Genomic DNA, 20,585 nt, shown 5'->3' with positions numbered 1-20,585 from the left:
CAGCATCGGGCGGCGGAAGGTGTGTCTCGTGTCAGCGGGTGCGGCGGGGGCCGGCGCGGCGCCGACGGCGGTGGCCGTACCTGCGGATCCCAGGGCGGCAGCTGTGGTGACGGCACCTGTGCCCGCGATGAAGTGACGCCGCGTCAGCGGATTTGGGGGCATCGAGATGGAGCTCCTTCGGGCAACGTGATTGAAACGTTTCGCAGAGCTGACGGTCACTCTGGGGCCACACGGTGAGCCCGGTCAAGGGGCCTGCTTGAACGGAAAATCCGTGAGGAGGAGCCCAACCCCTTGCCGTGATGCATCCGCGCCCGTATGTTTCCGTCAGATTTCTTGAATCGTTCAAACCGGGAGTGCGCAGAACAGTGCACAGCGAGGGGGCGGGCATGAGCCTGCGGCGGAGAGCGCTGCTGAAGATGGGGGCCGCGGCCGGTGCGGCGATGGCCCTGTCCTGGGGCACGGCCGCGGACGCGGACGCGGCACCGTCCGCCGGGCACGCCCCCTCGCCGGGCGGACGGGGTGCCGTGCCGCGCGCCTTCGCCGCCCCCGGCTCCGCCGTGCGCCCGAAGTTCCGCTGGTGGTGGCCCGACGCCCTGGTGGACACCGACGAGATCGCCGGCGAGATCGACCAGATCGCTGCCGCCGGCTTCGGCGGTGTCGAAATCGCCGCCGTCACCCACAGCATGCGGGGCGGCGAGACGATCGACCCGGTCCGCTACGGCTGGGGAACCCCCGCCTGGGTCGGAGCGGTCGAGGCGGCCCTGCGGCAGGCGAAGAAGCGGGACATCACCGTCGACCTGACGCTGGGACCCGCGTGGCCGAACTCCGTCCCCTCCCTCACTCCCGACAGCCCGGCCGCCGTCAAGGAGCTCGCGCACGGCACCGTCACGCTCGCCGCGGGCCAGAGCTGGACCGGCGCGCCCCCGGCACCCGGCACCCCGCCCGCCGAAGGCGTCACGAAGCAGGAGCTGAAGCTGGTCCAGGCAATCCGGATCACCGACGCCGCCGCCCGGCCCGTACTGCTGGACCAGACCACGGTCACCGACATCACCGGCGCCGTCGCCGACGGCGAGCTCCGCTGGACGGCTCCCGACGACGGCGGCGCCTGGCTCGTCATCGCCTACTGGGAACGCGGATCCGGCCAGCGCCCCGAGGGGCCGCACCACACCGACCCGCTCTCCTACGTCATCGACCACTTCAGTGCCGAAGGCACCCGCGCCGCCATCGACTTCTGGGAGCGGCACCTCCTCCCGCCGAGCACCCGCAAACTGCTGCGCGAGACGGGCGGCGCCCTCTTCGAGGACTCCATCGAGCTCGAGACGGACGAGACGATGTGGACACCCGCCCTGCCGGCCGAGTTCGAGAAGCGCATGGGCTACTCCCTGCTGCCGTACCTCGCGACCGTCGTCGAGCGCGACGAGGACCCGGTGCACGCCTTCGGCCCGGAGATCGACAAGGCGGTCCGCCGCGATGTCATCGAGGTCCTCACCGAGCTGTACGTCGAGTACCACCTGAAGCCCTTCCAGGAGTGGGCCCACCGGCTCGGCCTCCGGCTGCGCGTCCAGCCGTACGGCCCGGGCACCGACTCCGTCTGGTCGGCCGCCGTGCTCGACGTCTCCGAGGGCGAGTCGCTCGGCTTCAAGAACCCCGACGACTTCCGCTGCCTGGCCGGCGGCCGGGACATGGGCGGCAAGCGCGTCCTCTCCAACGAGGCGGGCGCAACCGCGGGCGGCGCCTACGCCACGACCTGGGACGCCACGCTGCGCAAGCTCGTCACGCAGTACGCGGCCGGGGTCAACCAGGCCGTCTTCCACGGCTTCGCCTACGCCGAGGCGCCCGGTGCGGCCTGGCCGGGATTCGCCGCGTTCTCGCCGTACAACGGCGGCGGCGGGTACGGCGAGGCGTGGGGACCGCGGCAGCCGACCTGGGGCCATGTACCCGACATCGCCGGGTACTTGAGCCGTACCCAGCTGATCCTCCAGACCGGCGTCAACAAGGCCGACATCGGCATCCTGCGGCAGAAGGGCCCTGCCGGAACCGGCCTCGGGGCACCGTGGTTCACCGCGGAAGGCGTGCCCGTGGGCTGGACGCACCTCTTCCTCAGCCCGCGGCTGCTCGACCTGCCGTCCGCGAAGGTGCTCGACGGGCGGCTCGCCCCGCAGGGCCCGGCGTTCAAGGCACTCGTCATCGAGGGCGACGTGTTGAGCGGCAAGGACCGCACGATGCAGATCGACGTCGCCGAGAAGCTCATCGGCTACGCGAAGGCCGGCCTGCCGCTCATCGTCATCGGCGACTGGTCGGACGCCCGCGTCCCGGGCCTCGCCGGTCCCGGCGACAACGAACGGCTGCGCGTGCTGCTCGCCGAGCTGCTGACCCTGCCGAAGGTCCGCGTCGTGCCGGACCGGCCGTACGTGCCGGAGGCCATCACGGCGCTGGGCCTGCGGCGCGACGTGGAGTACGCCCAGCGCTCATGGCTGGTCCACGCCCATCGCGCCGACGAGGACGCCGACTACTTCTTCTTCGCCGCCGACTCGGTGACCAAGGGCGCGGCCAACGCCCGGGTCGACCACGACGTCACCCTCACGACGCGCCGGCGGGACGCGGTGCCCTACCGCCTCGACGCCTGGACCGGCGCCGTGGAACCACTCCCCTTGTACTCCCGTACGGAGGACGGGCGGATCCGGCTGCGCGTCACCCTGGAGCCGGGCGCGACCGCGATCGTCGCCCTGGTCCGGCCGGGCGCATGGGCCGACCACCCGTACGTGTCCGCCGCCGACAGCGAGGCGGCGCAGGTGCTCCGGGGCGCGGGCGGCCGTCTGGAGGTCCGCGACGTCCGACCGGGCACGTACCGTACGACCCTCCACGACGGCCGGACCGTCGAGACCGTCCTGGACGGGCTGCCCGAGCCGATGCCGCTGACGCGGTGGTCCCTGACGGTCGAGGACTGGCAACCGGGCGCTCGCCCCTCCCAGACCCTGAAGCCGCGCCGCGAGTTCGTCCTCGACGCCCTGGCCCCGTGGCCCTCGGTCCCGGGCCTGGAGGACGTCTCGGGCATCGGCCGCTACCGCACCACCGTGCACCTGCGCGCACCGTGGACGGGCGGATACGGGGCGTACCTCGACCTGGGAGAGGTCTTCGACACCTTCCGCGTCACCGTCAACGGCCACCGGCTGCCTCCGGCGGACCAGTTGACGCCGCGGGTCGATGTGGGCCCGTACCTGCGGCGGGGCGCCAACACCGTGGAGGTGGAGGTGGCGACCACGCTCCTGAACCGCCTGCGGGTGGCGAACGCGTCGGTCTTCGGCGTGGCGAAACGCCAGAACTACGGGCTGGTGGGCCCGGTACGTCTGGCACCGTACGGCCGCGCACCGCTGATCTGACCTGGGCGTTCGGGCCCCGTAAGCGCGACGCGTGCCTCGGGGTGCGCTTTCCCGTCCTCTCAGGTTCGCTCTGCCTGCGGATTGTTGTCTAGGCTCATGGTGTGCAGTGGCAGCAAGTGCTCGGATTCGTGCTCGCGGTCACGCCTCTCACGTTGATCCCAGGGACCAGCTTCACCCTCGTCACTCAAAGGGTGATCGCTGGTTCGCGGTGTGATGGCGTGCTCGTCGCGTTCGGCTCGGTGTGCGGGTTGCTGGTGCACGCGGCGTTCGCCGCGGTTGGCCTGTCGGCCTTGGTCATGGCGTCGGCCCGGGCATTGACGGTGGTGAAGATTCTCGGTGCTGTCTATCTCATCTGGTTGGGCATCACCACATGGCGCTCGGCGCAGCACAGCCCCGAGCCGACGGGCCGGGTGCGATGGCGCTTGCCGTGGGCCCGGCTCGGGGGATTCGGGCAGGGTCTGTGGTCCAACGTCCTCAATCCGAAAGCCTCGTCGGTCTATCTCACGCTCGTCCCGCAGTTCCTCGCCCCCGGCCGCCCGCTCGCACCGCAGATCGCGGCGCTTGCGGTCGCGCATATGGCTGTCGTCCTCGTCTGGCTGCTGTTCTGGACGTCGGTGGTCGCTGCGGCGCGCAGGGCGGTCGACACCCCTCAGTTCCGGCGTGGGATGAGTCGGCTGGCAGGAGCTGCGTTGATCGTCCTGGGTGTTCGAACCGCAACGGCCAGGTAGACTCCGCCGGTTGGCGCTGTGCTCAGCACGATCGCGAGCCCTGCTCGAATCCCTGAGCCGGGCCCCCGGCCCACCAGCACCACACACCAATGAAGACGCCGACGCCAATGGCATCCCCGGCAAAGTCTCGCTCAGCCGACTGGGCGAGCGGACCGACCTGTTCATGGCCGTCGCCTGACGACCACCGCCCCGCCACGCCCGCTCACCCGCCCGCCCCCGTTCGGCCCCGCACCGTCTCCGAGGCCCTCGCAACCGTCGTATGGCGAGGTCCGCGGAGCGGTGCAAATATTGGACTCGTGTCTGTTGGACGGCACATCTCGGCGGGCGGACCGGGACAAGGTACTCACGCGGCGTCGTTCACCACGCGCGGGCTCTGCGGATGCTCCTCCCTCACGGAAACCTGACTGACAGCCGGCGGCAGGGTGTTCCGGACTCGCGGAGAGGGACGAGACCGGCCCTTCATTCTCGCGAGGAGGGATGGTCATGGCCAAGCGTCTGGTCGTCTGCTGCGACGGAACGTGGAACTTCGCCGACCAGCCGAGCAAGACCAACGTCACCAAGGTCGCTCTGTCCGTACGCCCGGGGTCCGCTGCCGGGAAGGACCAGCGTGTCTACTACCACAGGGGCGTCGGTACCCACCGGTGGGAGCGCCTGCGCGGCGGCGCGTTCGGCGTGGGCCTGTCCCGGAACGTCATCGACGCCTACCGCTTCCTCGTCGAGACGTACGAGCCCGACGACGAGCTGTTCCTCTTCGGTTTCAGCCGGGGCGCGTTCACGGCCCGCAGCCTGGCTGGCCTGGTACGCAACTGCGGCATCCTGCGCCGGAACCACGCCGACCGGGTCAAGGAGGCGTGGGCCCTCTACCGCGACCGGATCGAGAAGCCGAGCGGCGCGGCCTCCACGTTGTTCCGCCGCTCGTACGCGCACGAGACAGAGATCCACTTCATCGGCGTGTGGGACACGGTGGGTGCCCTGGGCATCCCGGTTCCGGGTCCCGGGTGGCTCGAGCCGGTCGTGAACCGGTTCAACCGCCGCTGGGCGTTCCACGACACCCAGCTGAGCAGCTGGGTCATGGGGGCCTTCCACGCGCTGGCCATCGACGAGCAACGCTCGGCGTTCCGGCCAACGCTGTGGCACCAGCAGCCCGGCGCCGCCGCGCAGGGCCAGGAGCTGAAGCAGGTGTGGTTCGCCGGGTCGCACTGCGATGTCGGTGGTGGCTACAAGGAGACGGGGCTGTCCGACATCACCCTGCTGTGGATGGTGGACCAGGCCCGCAGATACGGGCTGGAGTTCGACGCCGAGGCGCTCAGCGCGGCCGGGCCGAGTGAGATGAAGCCGGACGAGAGCATCGACTTCCGTGTGCGGCCGGACGCCCTGGGCAAGCTGCACCCCTCGCGGACGGCGCTGTACCGACTGGCCAAGCCGCTGCACCGGCCCCTCGGACGGGCGGCGGACGACGAGGGCCGGCTCGACGGGAGCGAGTTCCTGGCCGTGCCGGCCAAAGAACGCTACGACGGGGACGCGGGCTACCGGCCGCCGGAGCTCGAGCGGTATCTCGCCGATCAGGGACGGGTCCGAATGGAGCCGGTACTGCTGCCGGGCCTCGACGCGGGCCTGCCCGTGGCGTCCGGCTCGTCGGGCCGCGCCGGCCCGGGGACGACGGTCGGTGCGCCGGACAGCCTCGACCGAGCCACGTGACACTGCGATCCCGAAGAGCCTGGCCAAACCTGACTGTACGTGGGCGTGGGTACCCGACAATTTTCGAGGGCGCCATGCCATACGTGAGCCATCCGAGATGGCAACTCCCCCTCCCTGGAATGAGTAGTCACCGCCCCAGGCCACAGCACTCAGTCTCCAGCCGACCCCGCTTCGGAGCTGTCCGCTTGGCCACGAGACCGCGCCAAAGGCCTCGGCGACCCATGCGCGCCGATCGCGGTTTTCCGCCAGGTCCAACCGGCCCGAAGCCGACCAGGCCCCGAAGTCGCGGCCTCAGGGCCACCTCGGCTGCGTGTGCCGGCGGTACCCGGCACACGCAGCCGATCGGTCAGAAGGTCAGGTTCCAGCTGTCGATGTAGCCCGTGTCCTGCGAGGCGACGTCCTGCACGCGCAACCGCCAGGCGCCGTTCGCCGTCTCGGTGGACGCGTCGACGGTGTATGCGGTGATGACGTTGTCCGCGGAGTCCGAGCTGCTGGAGTTCTTCAGCCGGTAGGCCGTGCCGTCCGGCGCCAGCAGGTCGACGACCAGGTCACCGCGCCAGGTGTGCTTGATGTCCACCCCGACCCGGAGCGCCGTCGGCGCGTTTCCCGTGCGGCCGGAGACGGTGAGGGCCGAGGTCACCGCAGCCGCGTTGTCCGGGATGGCGACGTCGGTGGTGTTCTCGTACGACTCGCCGGGCGGCAGCGGCTCCGTCGTCCCCAGCGTCCAGATCGCGTGGGCGAGAGCGTCGCTGTTGCGGTCGAGCGCGGTGTCGCTGATGTTCGTGCTCGTGTCGCAGGAGGAGTGGTAGCACCGGTCGAACGCCTGGCCGGAGGTACCGCCCCATTTGGCGGCCTGCGCCGCCGTCTTCGTACGGCTGGCGCCGGTGAACAGGCCGCCGACCGGTATGCCGACGTTCTTGAAGGACGCGTGGTCGGAGCGGCCGTCACCTTCCGTCTCTATCTCGGTCGGTACGCCGATGCCCGCGTACCAGTCCTTGAAGACCTTCTCGATCGCCGGATCGTCGTCGTAGACGAAGTAACCCGGGTTCGGGGAGCCGACCATGTCGAGGTTGATGTACCCCGAAACTCTGGCGCGGTCGTCGGCCGTCAGGTTGTTCACGTAGTACCTGCTGCCGACCAGTCCCAGTTCCTCGGCGCCCCACCAGGCGAACCGCAGGTGCTTCGTGGGCTGGAGCTGGGCGCGGGAGACGGCGAGGGCCGTCTCGAGTACGGCCGCGGAGCCGGATGCGTTGTCGTTGATCCCGGCGCCGGAGGAGACCGAGTCGAGGTGCGCGCCGGCCATGAGGACCTGGTTCGGGTCCCCGCCGGGCCAGTCGGCGATCAGGTTGTACCCGGTGCTGCCGGAGTAGGTGAACTGCTGGACGCTGGTGGTGAATCCGGCCGCGTCGAGTTTGGCCTTCACGTAGTCGATCGAGGCCTTGTAGCCGGTACGGCCGTGAGCCCGGTTGCCGCCGTTGGCGGTGGCGATCGACTGGAACTGCGTGAGGTGCGCTTTGACGTTGCTGATCGGGATGTCGGGTGGCGCCAGGGTCCCGGCGCCGGCGGCGGCCGCCCGGGTCCGGTCGGGCGTGGCCGAGGAGGCGGGCGAGGCGGCGAGCAGACCCGCCGCGGCCACGAGGGCCACGGCGGCCGTACGTCTGGAGGTGGTCCTGGGCAGGCTGGATCTCGGATGCGTCATGTGGGGAGCCGCACTTTCTCGTCGATGTGGGGAGTCGAGCGATGCCTGGATCGGTGGTGCCAGAGCTGTGCGGGTGCTGTGTGCGCCTGATGTTCAGTCAGGTGTTGACATCCCGTCAAGGGTGATATCCGGTCACGGCCGTCCGTTCAGCGGACACCTGGACCGGAAACCGGTCCCCCGGCGATGGCGCGAGGCAACGGGCGCGGGCAGACCGACCGCGCCGACACCCGGGCCGGAAGGCGGTCCTGGTCGTCGGCGGTCGGAGTGGGGCCTGCCGTCGGTCTCCCGGATGGTTCGGCGACGCCGCGCAGCGGGCACGGCCCCTTCCTCCTCCCCTGAGCGGCGATTCCCCAGCGCATCGCCCTGTGACAGGCCACGTCGGGCCGACCCTGCCGAGCGCGGACAAGTGCTGCACCGGGCGCACGAGACCTTCACCGAGGCCGGCACGGTGCCGCGGCCGGTCCCGCACGGCCGCGCTGTGGATCGGTGGCGTCCATCAGTTGGCAGGCCAGGATGCGCAGATCCTCATCGTGTGCGGACGGCTCCACCAGGCGGCGCGTCTTCTCCCAGCTGCAGTTGCCGGCGAACTTCAGCGTGCGGGTCAGCGAGCGAGCCACCTGGTCGGGGCGGCGCAGCAGCCGCCCGGCGCGGACTACGAGATCGAGCAGGGCGGCGCGGACCCTTGGCGCCGCCCAGGGTGTGCCGGGGGAAGCACAGCGGACCGTCGCGGACGCGGGCAGGGCGCGGGGGACGACGGGACGCGGGTCGATACCGCGGGTTCTGCCCCTCGTTCGTGGCTGTTGTATTGACATGCCGAGAAGGGTTCCCCTTCGTCCTGTGGGCGCTGAACAGCGAGCCGGCCCCGTGCGTGTGCATCGGGGCCGGCTCGTGGCATCAGTACGGCGTCACCATGCCTGCTGGTCGGTCACTTCGCCTGGGCGAGCCAGACCGCGTCGGGGCCGGCCGGGAACCGCAGCTGGCCGGTCGTGTCGTGCACGGCTCGCCACACCGTCTCGGCGACGTCGCTCTCCTTGGTGAACACGTCCTGTGCCATGAAGCCGTCCATGGTCTTCTTCGCGAAGGCCGCGTAGGGCGTCGGGACCAGCTCGTCCGGCGAGGCGCCGTTCGTCGCCTTGGCCCCGAAGTTCGTCGTCAGGCAGGCGCCCGGCTCGACCGTCTTCGCCTGCACACCGAAGGGTGCGAGCTCGAGCGCAAGGGATGCGGTGAACCCCTCGACGGCCATCTTGCTCGCCTTGTAGATGGCCGAGAGCGGCATGTGGCCCAGCACCACGCTGGAGGTCACGTTGACCACCACGCCGGAGCCGCGCTCGCGGAACTGGGGCAGCACCGCCTGGGTCGTCGCCATCACGCCGAACGTGTTGGTCTCGAAAACCTCCCGCACGTGCGCCATGGGGGTGCCCTCGAACACGCTGATCGACGGGACGCCCGCGTTGTTGACCAGGACGTCGATGGGCCCGGCCGCCTCGAACGCGGCGGCGATGCTCTCGGGCTCGGTCACGTCGAGCTCGACGACGCGGAGCCGGTCCGACTCGGGAAGGACGCCCGGACGCGGGGTGCGCATCGTGGCGATGACGTTCCACCCCTGCGAGTGGAAGTGGAGGGCGGTCTCCCGCCCGTATCCGGAGGAGCTGCCAGTGATCAGAACTGTCTTCATGCTGTGACCTTTGCGATGTGGTGGGATCCGCGGATGGACAGGCATTTTCCTGCTCCACGGGAGAACCGGTGATCCCATTGAATCGCTCTGACCTGCGGAAACAGTAGAACTATCCTCGCTTCCCCTTGCACGATCCTCCTGCTTGGCCAGTCCGCTCAGGGCAGAACGCCCACGGGGGTGCGTACGGTTTTCCGCAGGCGGGCCGCGTCCAGGCTCGGGGGCGCGCCGAACTGGCGGCGGTACTCCCTGCTGAACTGTGACGGGTTGTCGTAGCCGACGCGCCGGCCGACCCCGGTGACGTCGCCCGGGTGGGTGGCGAGCAGCAGGCGGGCCTCCTGCAGCCGGATCTGCTTCTGGAACTGGATGGGGCTCATCGCGGTCACCGCCTGGAAGTTGCGGTAGAACGCGGAGACACTCATGCCGGACATCCGCGCCACGTCCTCCACCCGGAAGGGCTCCGCATAGTTCTCGCGGATCCAGCGCACGGCCCGGGACACATGGCTCAGGCCGCTGTCGGCCAGGCCGAGTTGGCGAACCGTCGCCCCCTGCTCGCCGGTGATCAGGCGCCACAGGATCTCGCGTTTGACCAGCGGTGCCAGTACGGCCCGGTCGCGGGGTTCGTCGAGTAGGCGCAGCAGCCGGACCACCGCATCGAGCAGCGCGGATGAAGCGTCGCTGACGGCGATCCCCGACGGAACGCCTCCGCCGCCACGGGGGATGTCTCCGGGCCCGGCCTGCAACAGCAACTCGGCGACGGCGGAGGGTTCCAGCGTGAGACCGAAGCCGAGGGCCGGATGATCAGGTTCGACCTGGGTGAACTGCCCCGTGACGGGCAGGTCGACGGACGCGACCAGGTACTGCCCGGGGCCGTACTCGTAGACCCGGTCGCCCAGCGCGAGGCGTTTGGCGCCCTGGGCGATGACCGCGAGCACCGTCCCGGACATGGAGGGCGCCGGCGGATCAGCCCGGTCGACCTTCGAGATGAGTACGCCGTCGATGGCGGTGGTCCAGTCGGGACGGGCATGCCGGGCCAGCAGCGTGCGGAGCTCTTCGAGGTACATGCGTCCATTGCAGCACCGTTCCGCGCCATCGCTCCCACCCCCGCGAGGATCGTGCAAGGGCGAGCGAGCATCGTTCTAACGTTTCCGCAGGTCAGCTCGGTTGAATGGAGTCACCTCACTCCCTCACCGAGAAGAAGGAAGCCATGATCGCCAACTACGGCTTCAACGCCGCCCTGACCGCCAAGCCGCATATGGGCGACCGGCTGGTCGACCTGCTGCTGACCGGCCTGAACGAGGGCAGCCCCGGCGCGAGCGAACACTGCGTCGTCTACCTCGTCTCCCGTTCCGCGTCCGACCCCGACGTCGTCCATGTCACCGAGGGCTGGACCAGCGAGGAGGACCACCACCGCATCTTCGCGGGCGAGGCAGCCCAGGCCATCGTGGCCCGGATCGACGAGCTGCTGGCCAAGGAGCCCGAGTACACCGACTACGTCCCGGTACGCGGCAAGGCCGACTTCTGAGCCCCGGCCGGCCGCTACAGAAGCGGCCTGCATTTCTCTCCTGACCGTCCGGCACCATCCCACGAAAGGCAACGCCATGACCACGGCACGACCCGCCATCGACCCCGAACTGCATGAACTCCTGGCCGACATGCCCCTCATGTCCCGGCTCAACCCGGAAGTCCTCGCGCAACTGCGCCAATTCCCCTCGACCCCCATCGAGTCCCTCCTCGCACACCGGCAGATCGACCAGCGCGAGATCACCGTGCCCGCCAAGGACGGTGCCCAGATCCCCCTGTCGGTCTTCAGCCCCGCGCACACCGATCGCACCACCCCCGCCGCACCCTGCATCTACTGGATCCACGGCGGCGGGATGGTCATGGGCGACCGCTTCTCGCAGCTCGACATCCCGCTGGAGTGGCTCGACCAGTTCGGCGCGGTCGTGGTCACCGTGGACTACCGACTCGCCCCCGAGGCCACCGGCACCACCCTGGTCGACGACTGCTACCAGGGACTGCTCTGGGTCGCCGAACACGCCACCGAACTGGGTGTCGACCCCAGCCGGATCGTCGTCGCGGGCGCCAGTGCGGGCGGCGGCCTCGCCGCCGGTGTCACCCTGCTGGCCCGCGATCTCGGCACCCCGGCGATCGCCGCGCAGGTGCTGGTCTGCCCCATGCTCGACCACCGCAACACCACCACCTCCAGCCGCCAGTACTCCGGCGTGCCCGGCGTCTGGACCGGCGAGATGAACGAGTTCGGATGGCGCGCCGTCCTCGGCGACCTCACCGAAGAGGAGATACCCGCGTACGTCTCACCTGCGCTGGCCGACGACCTCTCGGGCCTGCCGACCACCTACATCGACACCGGCTCCGCCGAGGTCTTCCGCGACGAGGACACCGACTACGCCATCCGCATCTGGGCAGCCGGCGGCCAAGCCGAACTCCACGTCTGGGCAGGCGGCTTCCACGGCTTCGACGCCCTGTTCCCGCAGGCACACATCTCGGCCACAGCCCGACGCACCCGCACCGACTGGCTCGCCCGCCTCCTGTCCCCGAACTCCACCGCACAACGCCACCACGCCTCCACGACCTGATGATGAAGTGGGCCTGCCGACAGCAGGCTCCAGGACCAGGACGCGCAACGTCCATCCGGTCCGACAGCACAAACCACCCGTGGTCGGCCGACTTTTGCATCGTCCGGCGCCCCCGTCCCTGCCCCGCAGGAGCGGCGGGTGCCGACGACGGGGGCTGGAACCGCTGGTCGCCGTGGGCGCACTGCTGAACGCGGTGGCTGTCCCACCACGCGCTGAACTGCGGCACCTTGACGCAGAACTCGCCGATCAGCTCGTTCAACTGCCGGTCGTCGGGGTGGCGTCCGGCGGCCAGGCGCAGGTTGGCGACGAAGACCTGGGCGACGTCCTCCCAGTCGCGGTACAGCTCTCGGGCGGCCGGGTCGAGCAGGATGAAGCGGGCCAGGTTGCGCTCGCGGTACGGCAGCGCGTCGAAGTCTGTGATCAGGACCCGGGCGAGGTGGTTCGTGGCCAGGACGTCGCGACGGTGGTTGACGACCAGGACCGGGGAGACGTCGCCGAGCACATCGAGCATCTGATGGACGGCGGGTCGCACGCGCAGCAGCATGGGCGCGGCTTTGACGGGAGCCGCCGGTGGTGCGGGCGAGGTCGCGCAGGTTGGCCGCGCTCGACGTCGTCGAGGCGCAGGGCACTGGCGACGGCGTCGAGCACGGCCTCGGAGACGTGCGGGTGGCGGCCCTGTTCGAGGCGGGTGCAGTAGTCGGTGCGTGCTGACGCCGGCGAGCTGCGCGACCTCCTCGCGGCGCAGCCCGGGTACGCGGCGTGTGCCGGCGCCCGGGGTCAGCCCCGCCTCCTCAGGCTGGAGCCGGGAGCGGCGGGAGCGGAGGAAGTTTCCCAGTTCGGCGTTGTGGTCCATGCCTCCAGCGTGATGCACCAGGAGCGGGTGCGCGGGCCCGAAGGCGGCCCAGTCAGTCCTGGGTTCGACTGGGCCCGACGTAAGCGAGGCACGGACGGTGCAGCGGCAGGCTGTATCGGTGCGTGGACCGACCGTGCATTTCGGGGGGGCCTCAGCTGAGCTGCACCTTGTAGCCGATCTGCTCGGCGAGGCTCAGCTCCTGGCACACGAACCACAGGTCGGTGATCTTGCCCGCGTCGTCGAAGTGCAGCACGCCGATCTCGTCCCACTTCACGCGCTTGCCCGTGGCCGGGGCACCGGCGAACGTGCCGGAGTGCAGCGCTGTCATGTGGAACTGGAGCACGACCGTGTCGCCGTGGCCCACGATGTCGCGGGCTTCTGAAGTCTGGTCGGTCAGCGCCCCGGACAGCACCTTCCAGCCCGCCTCGAGCCACTCGACGAAGTTTCCCCCCTGTGGGATCGCATCCCCGGTGACCGCGTACAGGTCCGCGAAACCGGCCCGGCGGATCGGAGCGTCGGGGGTGACCAGCGAACGGATGAGGTCGAAGTTGCCGTTCGGCATCGCGTCTTCGAGCAGCAGCTTGGCGGTGTCGATGTTGCGCTGGACCGTGGTGTCGTTCATGTCGTTCCTCACCGACTTCGGGGGACTGCAGCAGAAACCCAGGGCCGACAGGGACGCCAGGGCGTCCAGCAGGCATTTCCCGGGGAAGTGCACCGACCACGGCCCGAGGGGCTTCCAGGCGGCACGTCTCCAGTCTTGACTTGAGCAACGGCACTTCGCCCCTCAAACCTGGCCCAGCCGGTCTCAGGCTCAGCCGGTCCAGGCTGCCCGGCTGGAGGCACAGTCTTCCCTTGGGGCATGATCGCAACGCGGACACCACCGGGCCGGCGGCCGCACCAGCACGCCAAATTGCCGCATACGGCACGAGCGCGAGCAGCGGCCTCGGTGCTCCGGTACTCCGGGCCCCTCAGCGGTGCTGTCCGTTCTCGCGAACAGAGCCACCCGCCGGTATCAAGGGATGCCGAGCCGACGGGAACCTGCCAGACCAGCGGCAGGCGCATGGAGACCATGCCCGACGCCTCGGCGATGTCGATCGCCGCCACGTGTTCCACCAAGTCCTCGGCTTCGCCGATCTCTTCGGGTTCCGACTCCGGTCCCACCTCACTCCCACAAACGTGCTGATAGGCGGCGGCTGCCCGTGGAGCGGGAGGGGGACGACGAGATTCTGCACGGCGTGCTCACGGCAACAGTGCACAGCCCCTCGGGCCGGCTCGGGCGTCAGACTGATTCGCGGGATCAGCCCCCAAGGCACTTCCGACGTCGACGGACAGCCGCCAACCCGATTTCCATGCCCGCAAGGCGTCCCGGCAGGGATACGTGGGGTGTTTCCGAACTTGAAATGTCAGGAGAGGCAGCAGCCGTGGACTGATGGGAAGGGCGAGGGCTCCGTCGTGCCGGATCGCGTGCTCTGCCGAAACCCTGGCGGCCTGGCTCAGTATGCAGCGGAGATCCGGGTGCGCAGATGTGCGCTGCTCTCGAGTTCGTCCAAGAAAGCGGCCGCGTAGTCCTCGGCGCTGATGCGGCTGTGGCCCTCGGCGTCGCTCAGCAGCTGGTCGCCACCGATGCGGAAGTTGCCGGTCCGTTCGCCCGGGGCGATCTCGGCCGGCGGGGACACGTAGGTCCAGTCGAGATCGCCGACCGTGCGGTAGAAGGCGAGGACGTCGCGGTGCGCGAGGGCTTCGCCGCGGAGGTCGGCGGGGAAGTCGGGCTGGTCCACCAGCGCCTCGCCGGGCGCCACCTCCAGACTGCCCGCACCGCCGACCACGACGAGCCGCGAGACATTGGCAGTGCGCACGGCGTCGACCACTGCTCGGTTCAGGGCGAGGAAGGGCTCCCTCGGGTCGCTGCCGTCGCGCGGCGGTACCAGGGCGGAGGCGACCGCGTCGTGTCCGGCGGCAAGGGCGGCGACCCGGGGTGTGTCCGCCGCGTCCGCGGCGGTCGAGGCCACGCCCGGGACAGGAGCCTCACCGGAGCGGCTGACGCACGTCACCTGGTGGCCTCGGGCGACGGCCTCGGCGGCGATACGGCTGCCGACCATGCCGGTGGCGCCCAGCAACACGATCTTCATGTCCAGCTCCTGTTGTACGCGCCGAAGTCCCGGCGGAAGCCCGGCTTCTCTTAGCAGGCCTTGGTCCGGCCCGTGTCGGAGACGGGCAGCACGACGACTTCGAGCTTCAGGTCCAAGGGGTTGCGTCCTTGCATTGAACTGTGGAGCTGTCCGTACCGTGTCCGTCCACCACTCAAACCGACGCGGGGCATTCGGCGGATGGGCCCAGCGGCCCTGGTCCATTCGGACACCCTTCGCCACGGCGTCGAGCCAGTCGCCGGGCCCGGACCATCACCGACACCACGACAGCTGCCCGCCAAGGCGATGACTGTCCGGGGCGCGGCGGGCGTTCCCTCGATGTCCGTCTAGTCCAAGATGTACCCGGAGGCGGAACGAGAGAAGGGCGGAATCACTATGCGAATCGCCGTTGCCGGCGCGACCGGGAACATCGGGGCCCTCACCGTCGCCGCCCTGGAGCGGGCAGCACACGACGTCGTTCGCATCAGCCGCTCGCTCGGCGTGGACCTGACCACCGGCGACGGCCTCGACGCCGCCCTGACGGGCGTCGAGGCCGTCGTCGATGCCACCAGCTACACGGGGGCGGACCGGGACGCCGCAGTGGCGTACTTCGGCACCGCCACCCAGAACCTGCTCGCTGCCGAGAAGCGGGCAGGGGTCCGTCATCATGTGCTGCTCTCGATCGTTGGGGTCGATCGTGTTGCAGGCAACGCGCACTACGCCGGCAAGCGGGAGCAGGAGCGCCTCGTGACCGAGGGCCCGGTGCCGTGGACGATCGTTCCGGCCACCCAGTTCCACGACTTCGCCGCGACGGTGACGGGCTGGACCGAGCAGGACGGCGTCGCCACGATCCCACCGCTGCTCGTACAGCCGATCGCGCCCGAGGACGTGGCCGATGTTCTCGCCGAGATCGCCACGGGCCCACCGCAGGGGCGTTACCGCGACGTCGCCGGCCCGGATCTGCAGGACCTGGTGGACATGGCCCGGCGTACCAACGACGCGCGCGGCCACGCGGTCAAGCTCGTGCCGACGTGGTCGTCGGTGCTCGGCCCGGAGACGGCCGGTGACGTATTGCTGCCCGGCGAGGGCGCCCGCATCGCGCCGACCACCTTCGAGGAGTGGCTCTCGAGGCAGCGACAGGGCCGCCGGGGAGGTCCCGCTACCGCCCCGGGTGGGCCGGACTGAGTCGCTGCAGCCGATCGGGACAACAGTGTCCGGCCGCAGCCTTGGGTTGACGTGCAGCACGCTGCTGATCCGCAACTCGCAGCGCGCGCCGGCCACAGCACCGGGGAACATCGACACACCCGTCGCTCGGCCGTTCACTGCCGAGAAGGTGACGTCGTCAAGCGCTTGGGACGGGCTCGCGCCGTCTCAGCGGCATGGCGTGCCTGCCGTGCAGCGCGGCCTGCCCGGCGGCTCGGTTGCGTGCGTCGTCCCAGGCCACCGCCCGGACGCTCGCCGACCAACTCACCGCTCCTCCAGGCCAGCACCCAGCTAGTCGTGGTCGTGGGGTCCGTCGGCGTGGGCGAGGGCGCTGGGGGTTCGGCAGCCGACGATCGCCGGGGCCTGTTGGACGAGCGTGTCGTCGGTGAGCGCTTCCACCATGAACAGCGCGAAGTCCACCCGGCGCGTCAGGTTGCTGGCCAGTACCGGGTCGCCCACGTGCCGGCTCCAGACGGGCAGGCCCTGGCTCTCGCCCTCCTCCAGGCTGCTGCCGCGCACCACGGTCCACCGGCTGTCGCTGGCGAACACCCGTCGGCACGCCTCCACCTGGTCGTCGATCTCGACGGCGCGGACGAGCTTGCCCAGCACGGCGGCGATCCGCACGCCCATGGTGAACATCCGCGAGTACTTGTCCTTTCCGTCGCGCGTGATGTGCCAGCCGCAGGAGAAGACCAGGCGCGCGCCCGGCCGTGCGTGGTCGAGCACTGCCTGCGCCGTGCCCGACGCGTACTGCTGCACGCCCCAGGGCACCAGCACCGTCAACACCCCGTCGCACCCGGCGACCGCCCGCCGGATCACCTCCGGGTCGTTCGTGGGTCCGGGGACGACGGTCATGCGGCCTTCGAACGCGGCCAGCTTCGGCACGCTGCGCTCCCGGCACACGCCGACCACCTCGTAGCCGCGTTCCAGTGCGTGCCCGACCATGTACTGCCCGAGCTTCCCCGAAGCCCCGACGATGCAGACCTTCTTCACACGATCCGTGCCCATGGCGCAGCCCCTTCGCCGGCATACTGACCTTATACTGTAAGGCAAGCTAGCCTTATGCTGTAAGGCAGTCAATAGGAGCGAAAAGGAGGGGCGGATGCACAAGGGAGGCAAGGGCCGGCGCGGGACGTCGGCGCGCACCCCGCTCAGTCGCGAGCGCGTGATTCGTACGGCGGTGGCGGTGGCCGACGAGAAAGGGTCGGCCGCGCTCACCATGCGGGCCATCGCCGAACCGCTCGGAGTCGAGGCGATGTCGCTCTACCACCACGTCGCGGGCAGGGAGGACATCCTCGACGGCATGGTGGACGCGGTGTTCGGCGAGATCGACCTTCCGCCGCGCGACACCGACTGGAAAAGTGCCATGCGGCACCGCGCCCTCTCCGCCCGCGCCGCCCTCCGGCGCCATCCCTGGGCCATCGGCCTGATGGACTCCCGCTCCCAGCCCGGCCCCGCGACCCTGCGCCACCACGACGCCGTCATCGGAGCGTTGCGTGCCGGAGGATTCTCCGTCCCGATGACCGCGCACGCCGTCTCACTGATCGACAGCTACCTGTACGGCTTCGTACTCCAGGAGCTCAGCCTGCCGTTCAAAGGCGCGACGGAACTGGACGAGGTCGCCGGCGCCATCCTGCGCGAGATGCCCGCCGACGCCTACCCCCACCTCACCGAACTGGCCACCGAGCACGTCATCAAGCCCGGCTACGACTACGCCGACGAGTTCACCTTCGGCCTCACCCTCATCCTCGACGCCCTCCACCCGGACGAGACCGCGAGCGCCTGATGCCGTGACCGCACAGGTTCGCCGGGTCGGTGGTCGTGGCGGTCGGATGTGAGATGACGTCCGATCCGACCGCTGGAGGCGCGGTGGCCGAGCCTGTCCGTGCGCGCAGACCGACCAACCAGCGGCTGCAGCACATGTGCGCCGGAGCAGCACAAGTTCATTGCGATACCGCCGTCAACCAGGCTGTCCGAAAGCGGGATCGTCATGTCTTCCTGGACCCCGGCCCACAAGGCCTTCACTGAGAGCGGCGGGCGGCCCTACTTCATCCAGCCGCGGGACAGCGGTGCCCGAGTGACTACTCGTTGGAGCTCGTGGTACGAGCCCACCCTACGGTGACCTCTCACACGACCCGAGTCGTCGAACCCCGGTCAAGACCACGGGGCATGCTGCACTACGGCTTGACATCCTCCCCCTCTTAAAAGAGGGGGATTCCAACCCAGGTGGGTTGAGGTTCACGGACGCTCGACCGCTGTGTGGGCGGTGTCGTCCCTCCGGCACCGGCTGATCGCCGGGGGCGGGGGATCCCGCCCTGTCCTGCCGCGACGTTGGTTGCTGCGTTCTCGTCCGCGTTGCAGGTGAAGCCGCAGGATACGCAGACGAACTCGGCTTGGCTCTTGCGCGAATTCTTCTCGATCCATCCGCAGGCGCTGCATCGCAGGGAGGTGTACGGGGCGGGGACGTCTTCGACCCGGCCGGGAGCTTTCTCCTCCGTCCTGCGGCGGAGAAGGCCCCAGCCCTGGGCGAGGATGGCCCGGTTCAGCCCGGCCTTGGCGCGGACGTTGTTGCCCGGCTGCCCGACCGTCCCCTTGGCCGAGCGGGTCATGTTCTTGATGTTCAGCTTTTCGAACCGAATCAGGCCGTACGACTGGGCGAGCATAGTTGAGGTCTTCTCGCACCAGTCCTTGCGCCGGTCCGATTCCCGGGCCTTGAGCTTGGCGACCTTTGCGTACTCGGCGGCCTTACGGCAGCTGCCCTTCCTGGCCCGTGCCGCCCGCCGCTCGTGCTTGCGGATCTTCGCACGTTCCTTGACTGTGAGCGGCGGGCAGTTCAACTTCCACCCGTCCGACAGAGCGGCAGTGATCGTCACGCCTCGGTCGATGCCGATGACCTCACCCGCGCCGGGGGCCTCGACCGGCTCGGGGATGACCGCGAACGCGACATGCCACTGGTTGTTACGGAACGTGACGCGGAAGGTCTTGGCCTTCGGCAGCCCGGCGCAGGTGAGGCGGAAGCGCACCCAGCCGCAGCCGGGCACCTTGACCTGCGCCCAGCGCCGGTTGAGTTTCTGCACGGCCACCGACCGGCCCATGACCTGCTTGCCGGTCCTGACGTTGAGCTTCGGCGACCCGTCCGGCTCGCACTCGGGAACACGGTCGGCCCCGATGACACGAAAGCCCTCGTGCTTGTACTTCTTGCGCCAGGTCGGCTCACCGAACCCGGAGGTGAAGCGGGCCGCCTTGGCCTTGGCGAAGTCCTTCAATGCCTGCTGCTGGACATCGGCATTCCCTGCGCCGAGCCATTCGTTCTCGCGCCGGGCTTCGGTGAGCTGCCGGCACTGCTCGGCGAAGCCGGGGGCGGGCAGTTTTCCCCTGCGCCAGTGTGAGTGCTGCTCGACGGCCAGGTTCCACACGTACCGCGCGTGCGCGCAGTGCAGCAGCATCTGCTGTTCCTGCTGCGGCGTCGGGTACATCCGGAACCTGGACATGAGGTCAATGTAAGGTCACTATGAGGTCATCAACTACAGGTTCCGCATCCCCGATGAGCTGTACGAGAAGGCGAAAGCCACCGCCGCCGCGCAGGATCGCTCCCTGAACTCCTACTTGGTGCACGTCGTGCGCCTCGCGGTCGAGTCGAGTGAGACGCCGGATCGCCCCGGCGGCGATCCGGCTGCCCCTGCCCCCCTACGCGGCAGCGGGCATTCACCCCGGCCCTGAAGGACCAGGCACCCTGCCCGAAAGCAAGGTGGAAACCACGCGGGGCAGCCGTCGTCTGATCACGGTCTCACCACTGGTCGGCCGCGTAGGGCTGGAGCCAGAGGGCGGTCTGCAGCGTCACCGACTTGAACCATGCCTGGTGCATGCGTTCCACTGCCTCGTCGGCGTGCCCCTTATTCGCCAGGAACTGGCGCATCGTGGCGGTGATCGGGTAGATGAACGCCACCATGTAGCGCAGGGGGACATAGGGTACGGAGTCCACCGCGTCGGTTTGGTTCTTCTTGTCCTTCGTGTGGCGCAGGCCGATCTCGTGGGCGTAGGAGAGCCAGTTCTCGTCGTGGGGGCGGCGGCAGGTGTCCATGATCCACTGGCCGAACCGTCCGCGGACCCGCGTCAGGTAGTCGTCCAGGACCGTGCCGTCCGGGGTGGCGAAGTAGGCGACGAGGTGGGGGTGCGAGGCGACGAATCCGTACCAGACGTCCAGGACGTCCTCGACCTGGTCCTCCAGCACGTCGCCCGCCATGCGCAGCGCCTGCTCGTCCTCGGCGGTGAACAGGACACTCGCCTCCAGCTTGGCCAGGTCGTCCCTGGTGACAGGGCTGGGCGGGGTCGAGCCGTAGGTGTAGCCGGCCGGGGTCTGCGTGTTCATGCACCCTCTCCTCATCCATGGTCATCACCATTGAAGGCGACATAACGACCGAAAGCAGACAACGGACGCCGTAGCGTGTCGAGTCGTGAGCGCATTCCCGCCAGGCCGCGAAACGGTCGCGGTGGTCTTTGCGCACTCGTCAGCCGGCGTCACCGACCACAGCCAGGGGTTGTGAACTGCTGTCGTGTAGCTGCGCACGAGTGTGTTCTGGCGTGGATGAGTGGGTGCCCGGGCCTTCGCGGAGGTCGGCCGATGGTGTG

General features: G+C 69.6%; 17 protein-coding genes and 1 pseudogene. 8 read left to right on the top strand and 10 right to left on the bottom strand.

Features of this window, described 5'->3' with window-relative positions; genetic code table 11:
• Positions 1–386 precede the first annotated feature (386 nt).
• The 3 genes from ACFV7R_RS30640 (at position 387) to ACFV7R_RS30630 (ending at position 5,806) form a co-directional block, all read left to right on the top strand.
• Complete coding sequence (locus tag ACFV7R_RS30640) at positions 387–3,380, top strand: glycosyl hydrolase (protein ID WP_385269222.1); 2,994 nt, start codon at positions 387–389, stop codon at positions 3,378–3,380.
• Positions 3,381–3,481: 101 nt separating this feature from the next.
• Positions 3,482–4,108 carry a LysE family translocator gene (locus ACFV7R_RS30635; protein ID WP_385269220.1) on the top strand — a complete coding sequence of 209 codons (627 nt, stop codon included), beginning with the start codon at positions 3,482–3,484 and terminating at the stop codon, positions 4,106–4,108.
• Between the two features lie 483 nt (positions 4,109–4,591).
• The gene (locus tag ACFV7R_RS30630) at positions 4,592–5,806 is read left to right on the top strand and encodes a DUF2235 domain-containing protein (RefSeq protein WP_385269218.1); all 1,215 of its coding nucleotides are present in this window, start codon (positions 4,592–4,594) and stop codon (positions 5,804–5,806) included.
• A gap of 346 nt (positions 5,807–6,152) precedes the next feature.
• Here the strand turns inward: ACFV7R_RS30630 and ACFV7R_RS30625 are convergent, their stop codons facing one another.
• The 4 genes from ACFV7R_RS30625 to ACFV7R_RS30610 all read right to left on the bottom strand — a co-directional run bounded on the left by ACFV7R_RS30625 (position 6,153) and on the right by ACFV7R_RS30610 (position 10,241).
• The gene (locus tag ACFV7R_RS30625) at positions 6,153–7,505 is read right to left on the bottom strand and encodes a M28 family peptidase (protein ID WP_385269216.1); all 1,353 of its coding nucleotides are present in this window, start codon (positions 7,503–7,505) and stop codon (positions 6,153–6,155) included.
• Between the two features lie 431 nt (positions 7,506–7,936).
• Entirely contained in the window at positions 7,937–8,317 is a 381-nt protein-coding gene (locus ACFV7R_RS30620; protein WP_385269214.1) for a hypothetical protein, read from the bottom strand.
• 113 nt (positions 8,318–8,430) lie between these two features.
• Positions 8,431–9,180, bottom strand: coding sequence for an SDR family oxidoreductase (locus ACFV7R_RS30615; protein ID WP_385269212.1), 750 nt, complete (start codon positions 9,178–9,180; stop codon positions 8,431–8,433).
• Between the two features lie 155 nt (positions 9,181–9,335).
• Positions 9,336–10,241, bottom strand: a complete 906-nt coding sequence (locus tag ACFV7R_RS30610) for an AraC family transcriptional regulator N-terminal domain-containing protein (protein WP_385269210.1) — start codon at positions 10,239–10,241, stop codon at positions 9,336–9,338.
• A gap of 143 nt (positions 10,242–10,384) precedes the next feature.
• On the opposite strand from ACFV7R_RS30610, the gene ACFV7R_RS30605 reads away from it, so the two are divergent.
• Both ACFV7R_RS30605 and ACFV7R_RS30600 read left to right on the top strand, forming a co-directional pair.
• Positions 10,385–10,702 carry a putative quinol monooxygenase gene (locus tag ACFV7R_RS30605; RefSeq protein ID WP_385269438.1) on the top strand — a complete coding sequence of 106 codons (318 nt, stop codon included), beginning with the start codon at positions 10,385–10,387 and terminating at the stop codon, positions 10,700–10,702.
• Between the two features lie 76 nt (positions 10,703–10,778).
• The gene (locus ACFV7R_RS30600; RefSeq protein ID WP_385269208.1) at positions 10,779–11,774 is read left to right on the top strand and encodes an alpha/beta hydrolase; all 996 of its coding nucleotides are present in this window, start codon (positions 10,779–10,781) and stop codon (positions 11,772–11,774) included.
• Positions 11,775–11,982: 208 nt separating this feature from the next.
• Here the strand turns inward: ACFV7R_RS30600 and ACFV7R_RS30595 are convergent.
• The 3 genes and pseudogenes from ACFV7R_RS30595 to ACFV7R_RS30585 form a co-directional block, all read right to left on the bottom strand.
• Positions 11,983–12,285, bottom strand: a pseudogene (locus ACFV7R_RS30595) (transcriptional regulator); the annotation flags it as partial.
• A gap of 493 nt (positions 12,286–12,778) precedes the next feature.
• Positions 12,779–13,249 (bottom strand): ester cyclase, encoded by a 471-nt coding sequence (locus tag ACFV7R_RS30590; RefSeq protein ID WP_385269206.1) that lies wholly within the window; start codon positions 13,247–13,249, stop codon positions 12,779–12,781.
• Between the two features lie 871 nt (positions 13,250–14,120).
• Positions 14,121–14,756: an NAD(P)-dependent oxidoreductase gene (locus tag ACFV7R_RS30585; protein ID WP_385269204.1), complete on the bottom strand. Its 636-nt coding sequence runs from the start codon at positions 14,754–14,756 to the stop codon at positions 14,121–14,123.
• Between the two features lie 393 nt (positions 14,757–15,149).
• Between ACFV7R_RS30585 and ACFV7R_RS30580 the strand changes: the two genes are divergently transcribed.
• Positions 15,150–15,938, top strand: a complete 789-nt coding sequence (locus tag ACFV7R_RS30580; protein ID WP_385269202.1) for an SDR family oxidoreductase — start codon at positions 15,150–15,152, stop codon at positions 15,936–15,938.
• A gap of 309 nt (positions 15,939–16,247) precedes the next feature.
• Here ACFV7R_RS30580 and ACFV7R_RS30575 read toward each other — a convergent pair whose 3' ends face one another.
• Positions 16,248–16,964, bottom strand: coding sequence for an NAD(P)-dependent oxidoreductase (locus tag ACFV7R_RS30575; protein WP_385269200.1), 717 nt, complete (start codon positions 16,962–16,964; stop codon positions 16,248–16,250).
• 94 nt (positions 16,965–17,058) lie between these two features.
• Between ACFV7R_RS30575 and ACFV7R_RS30570 the strand changes: the two genes are divergently transcribed.
• A complete protein-coding gene (locus ACFV7R_RS30570) occupies positions 17,059–17,742 on the top strand; it encodes a TetR/AcrR family transcriptional regulator (protein ID WP_385269198.1) in 684 nt (227 codons plus the stop codon).
• A 415-nt stretch (positions 17,743–18,157) separates the two neighbouring features.
• Here ACFV7R_RS30570 and ACFV7R_RS30565 read toward each other — a convergent pair whose 3' ends face one another.
• Entirely contained in the window at positions 18,158–19,447 is a 1,290-nt protein-coding gene (locus ACFV7R_RS30565; RefSeq protein WP_385269196.1) for an RNA-guided endonuclease InsQ/TnpB family protein, read from the bottom strand.
• A gap of 28 nt (positions 19,448–19,475) precedes the next feature.
• On the opposite strand from ACFV7R_RS30565, the gene ACFV7R_RS30560 reads away from it, so the two are divergent.
• On the top strand, positions 19,476–19,676 hold the full coding sequence (locus tag ACFV7R_RS30560; protein WP_385269436.1) for an Arc family DNA-binding protein: 201 nt from the start codon (positions 19,476–19,478) through the stop codon (positions 19,674–19,676).
• Between the two features lie 67 nt (positions 19,677–19,743).
• Here the strand turns inward: ACFV7R_RS30560 and ACFV7R_RS30555 are convergent, their stop codons facing one another.
• Positions 19,744–20,325: a protoglobin domain-containing protein gene (locus tag ACFV7R_RS30555; protein WP_385269194.1), complete on the bottom strand. Its 582-nt coding sequence runs from the start codon at positions 20,323–20,325 to the stop codon at positions 19,744–19,746.
• Positions 20,326–20,585 lie beyond the last annotated feature (260 nt).

It is taken from the genome of Streptomyces sp. NPDC059866, assembly GCF_042731325.1.
In the GTDB taxonomy this organism is placed as follows: domain Bacteria; phylum Actinomycetota; class Actinomycetes; order Streptomycetales; family Streptomycetaceae; genus Streptomyces; species Streptomyces flavusporus.
Note: the sequence above shows the minus strand (reverse complement) of the source record. Positions and strands in the feature narration are given on the sequence as shown.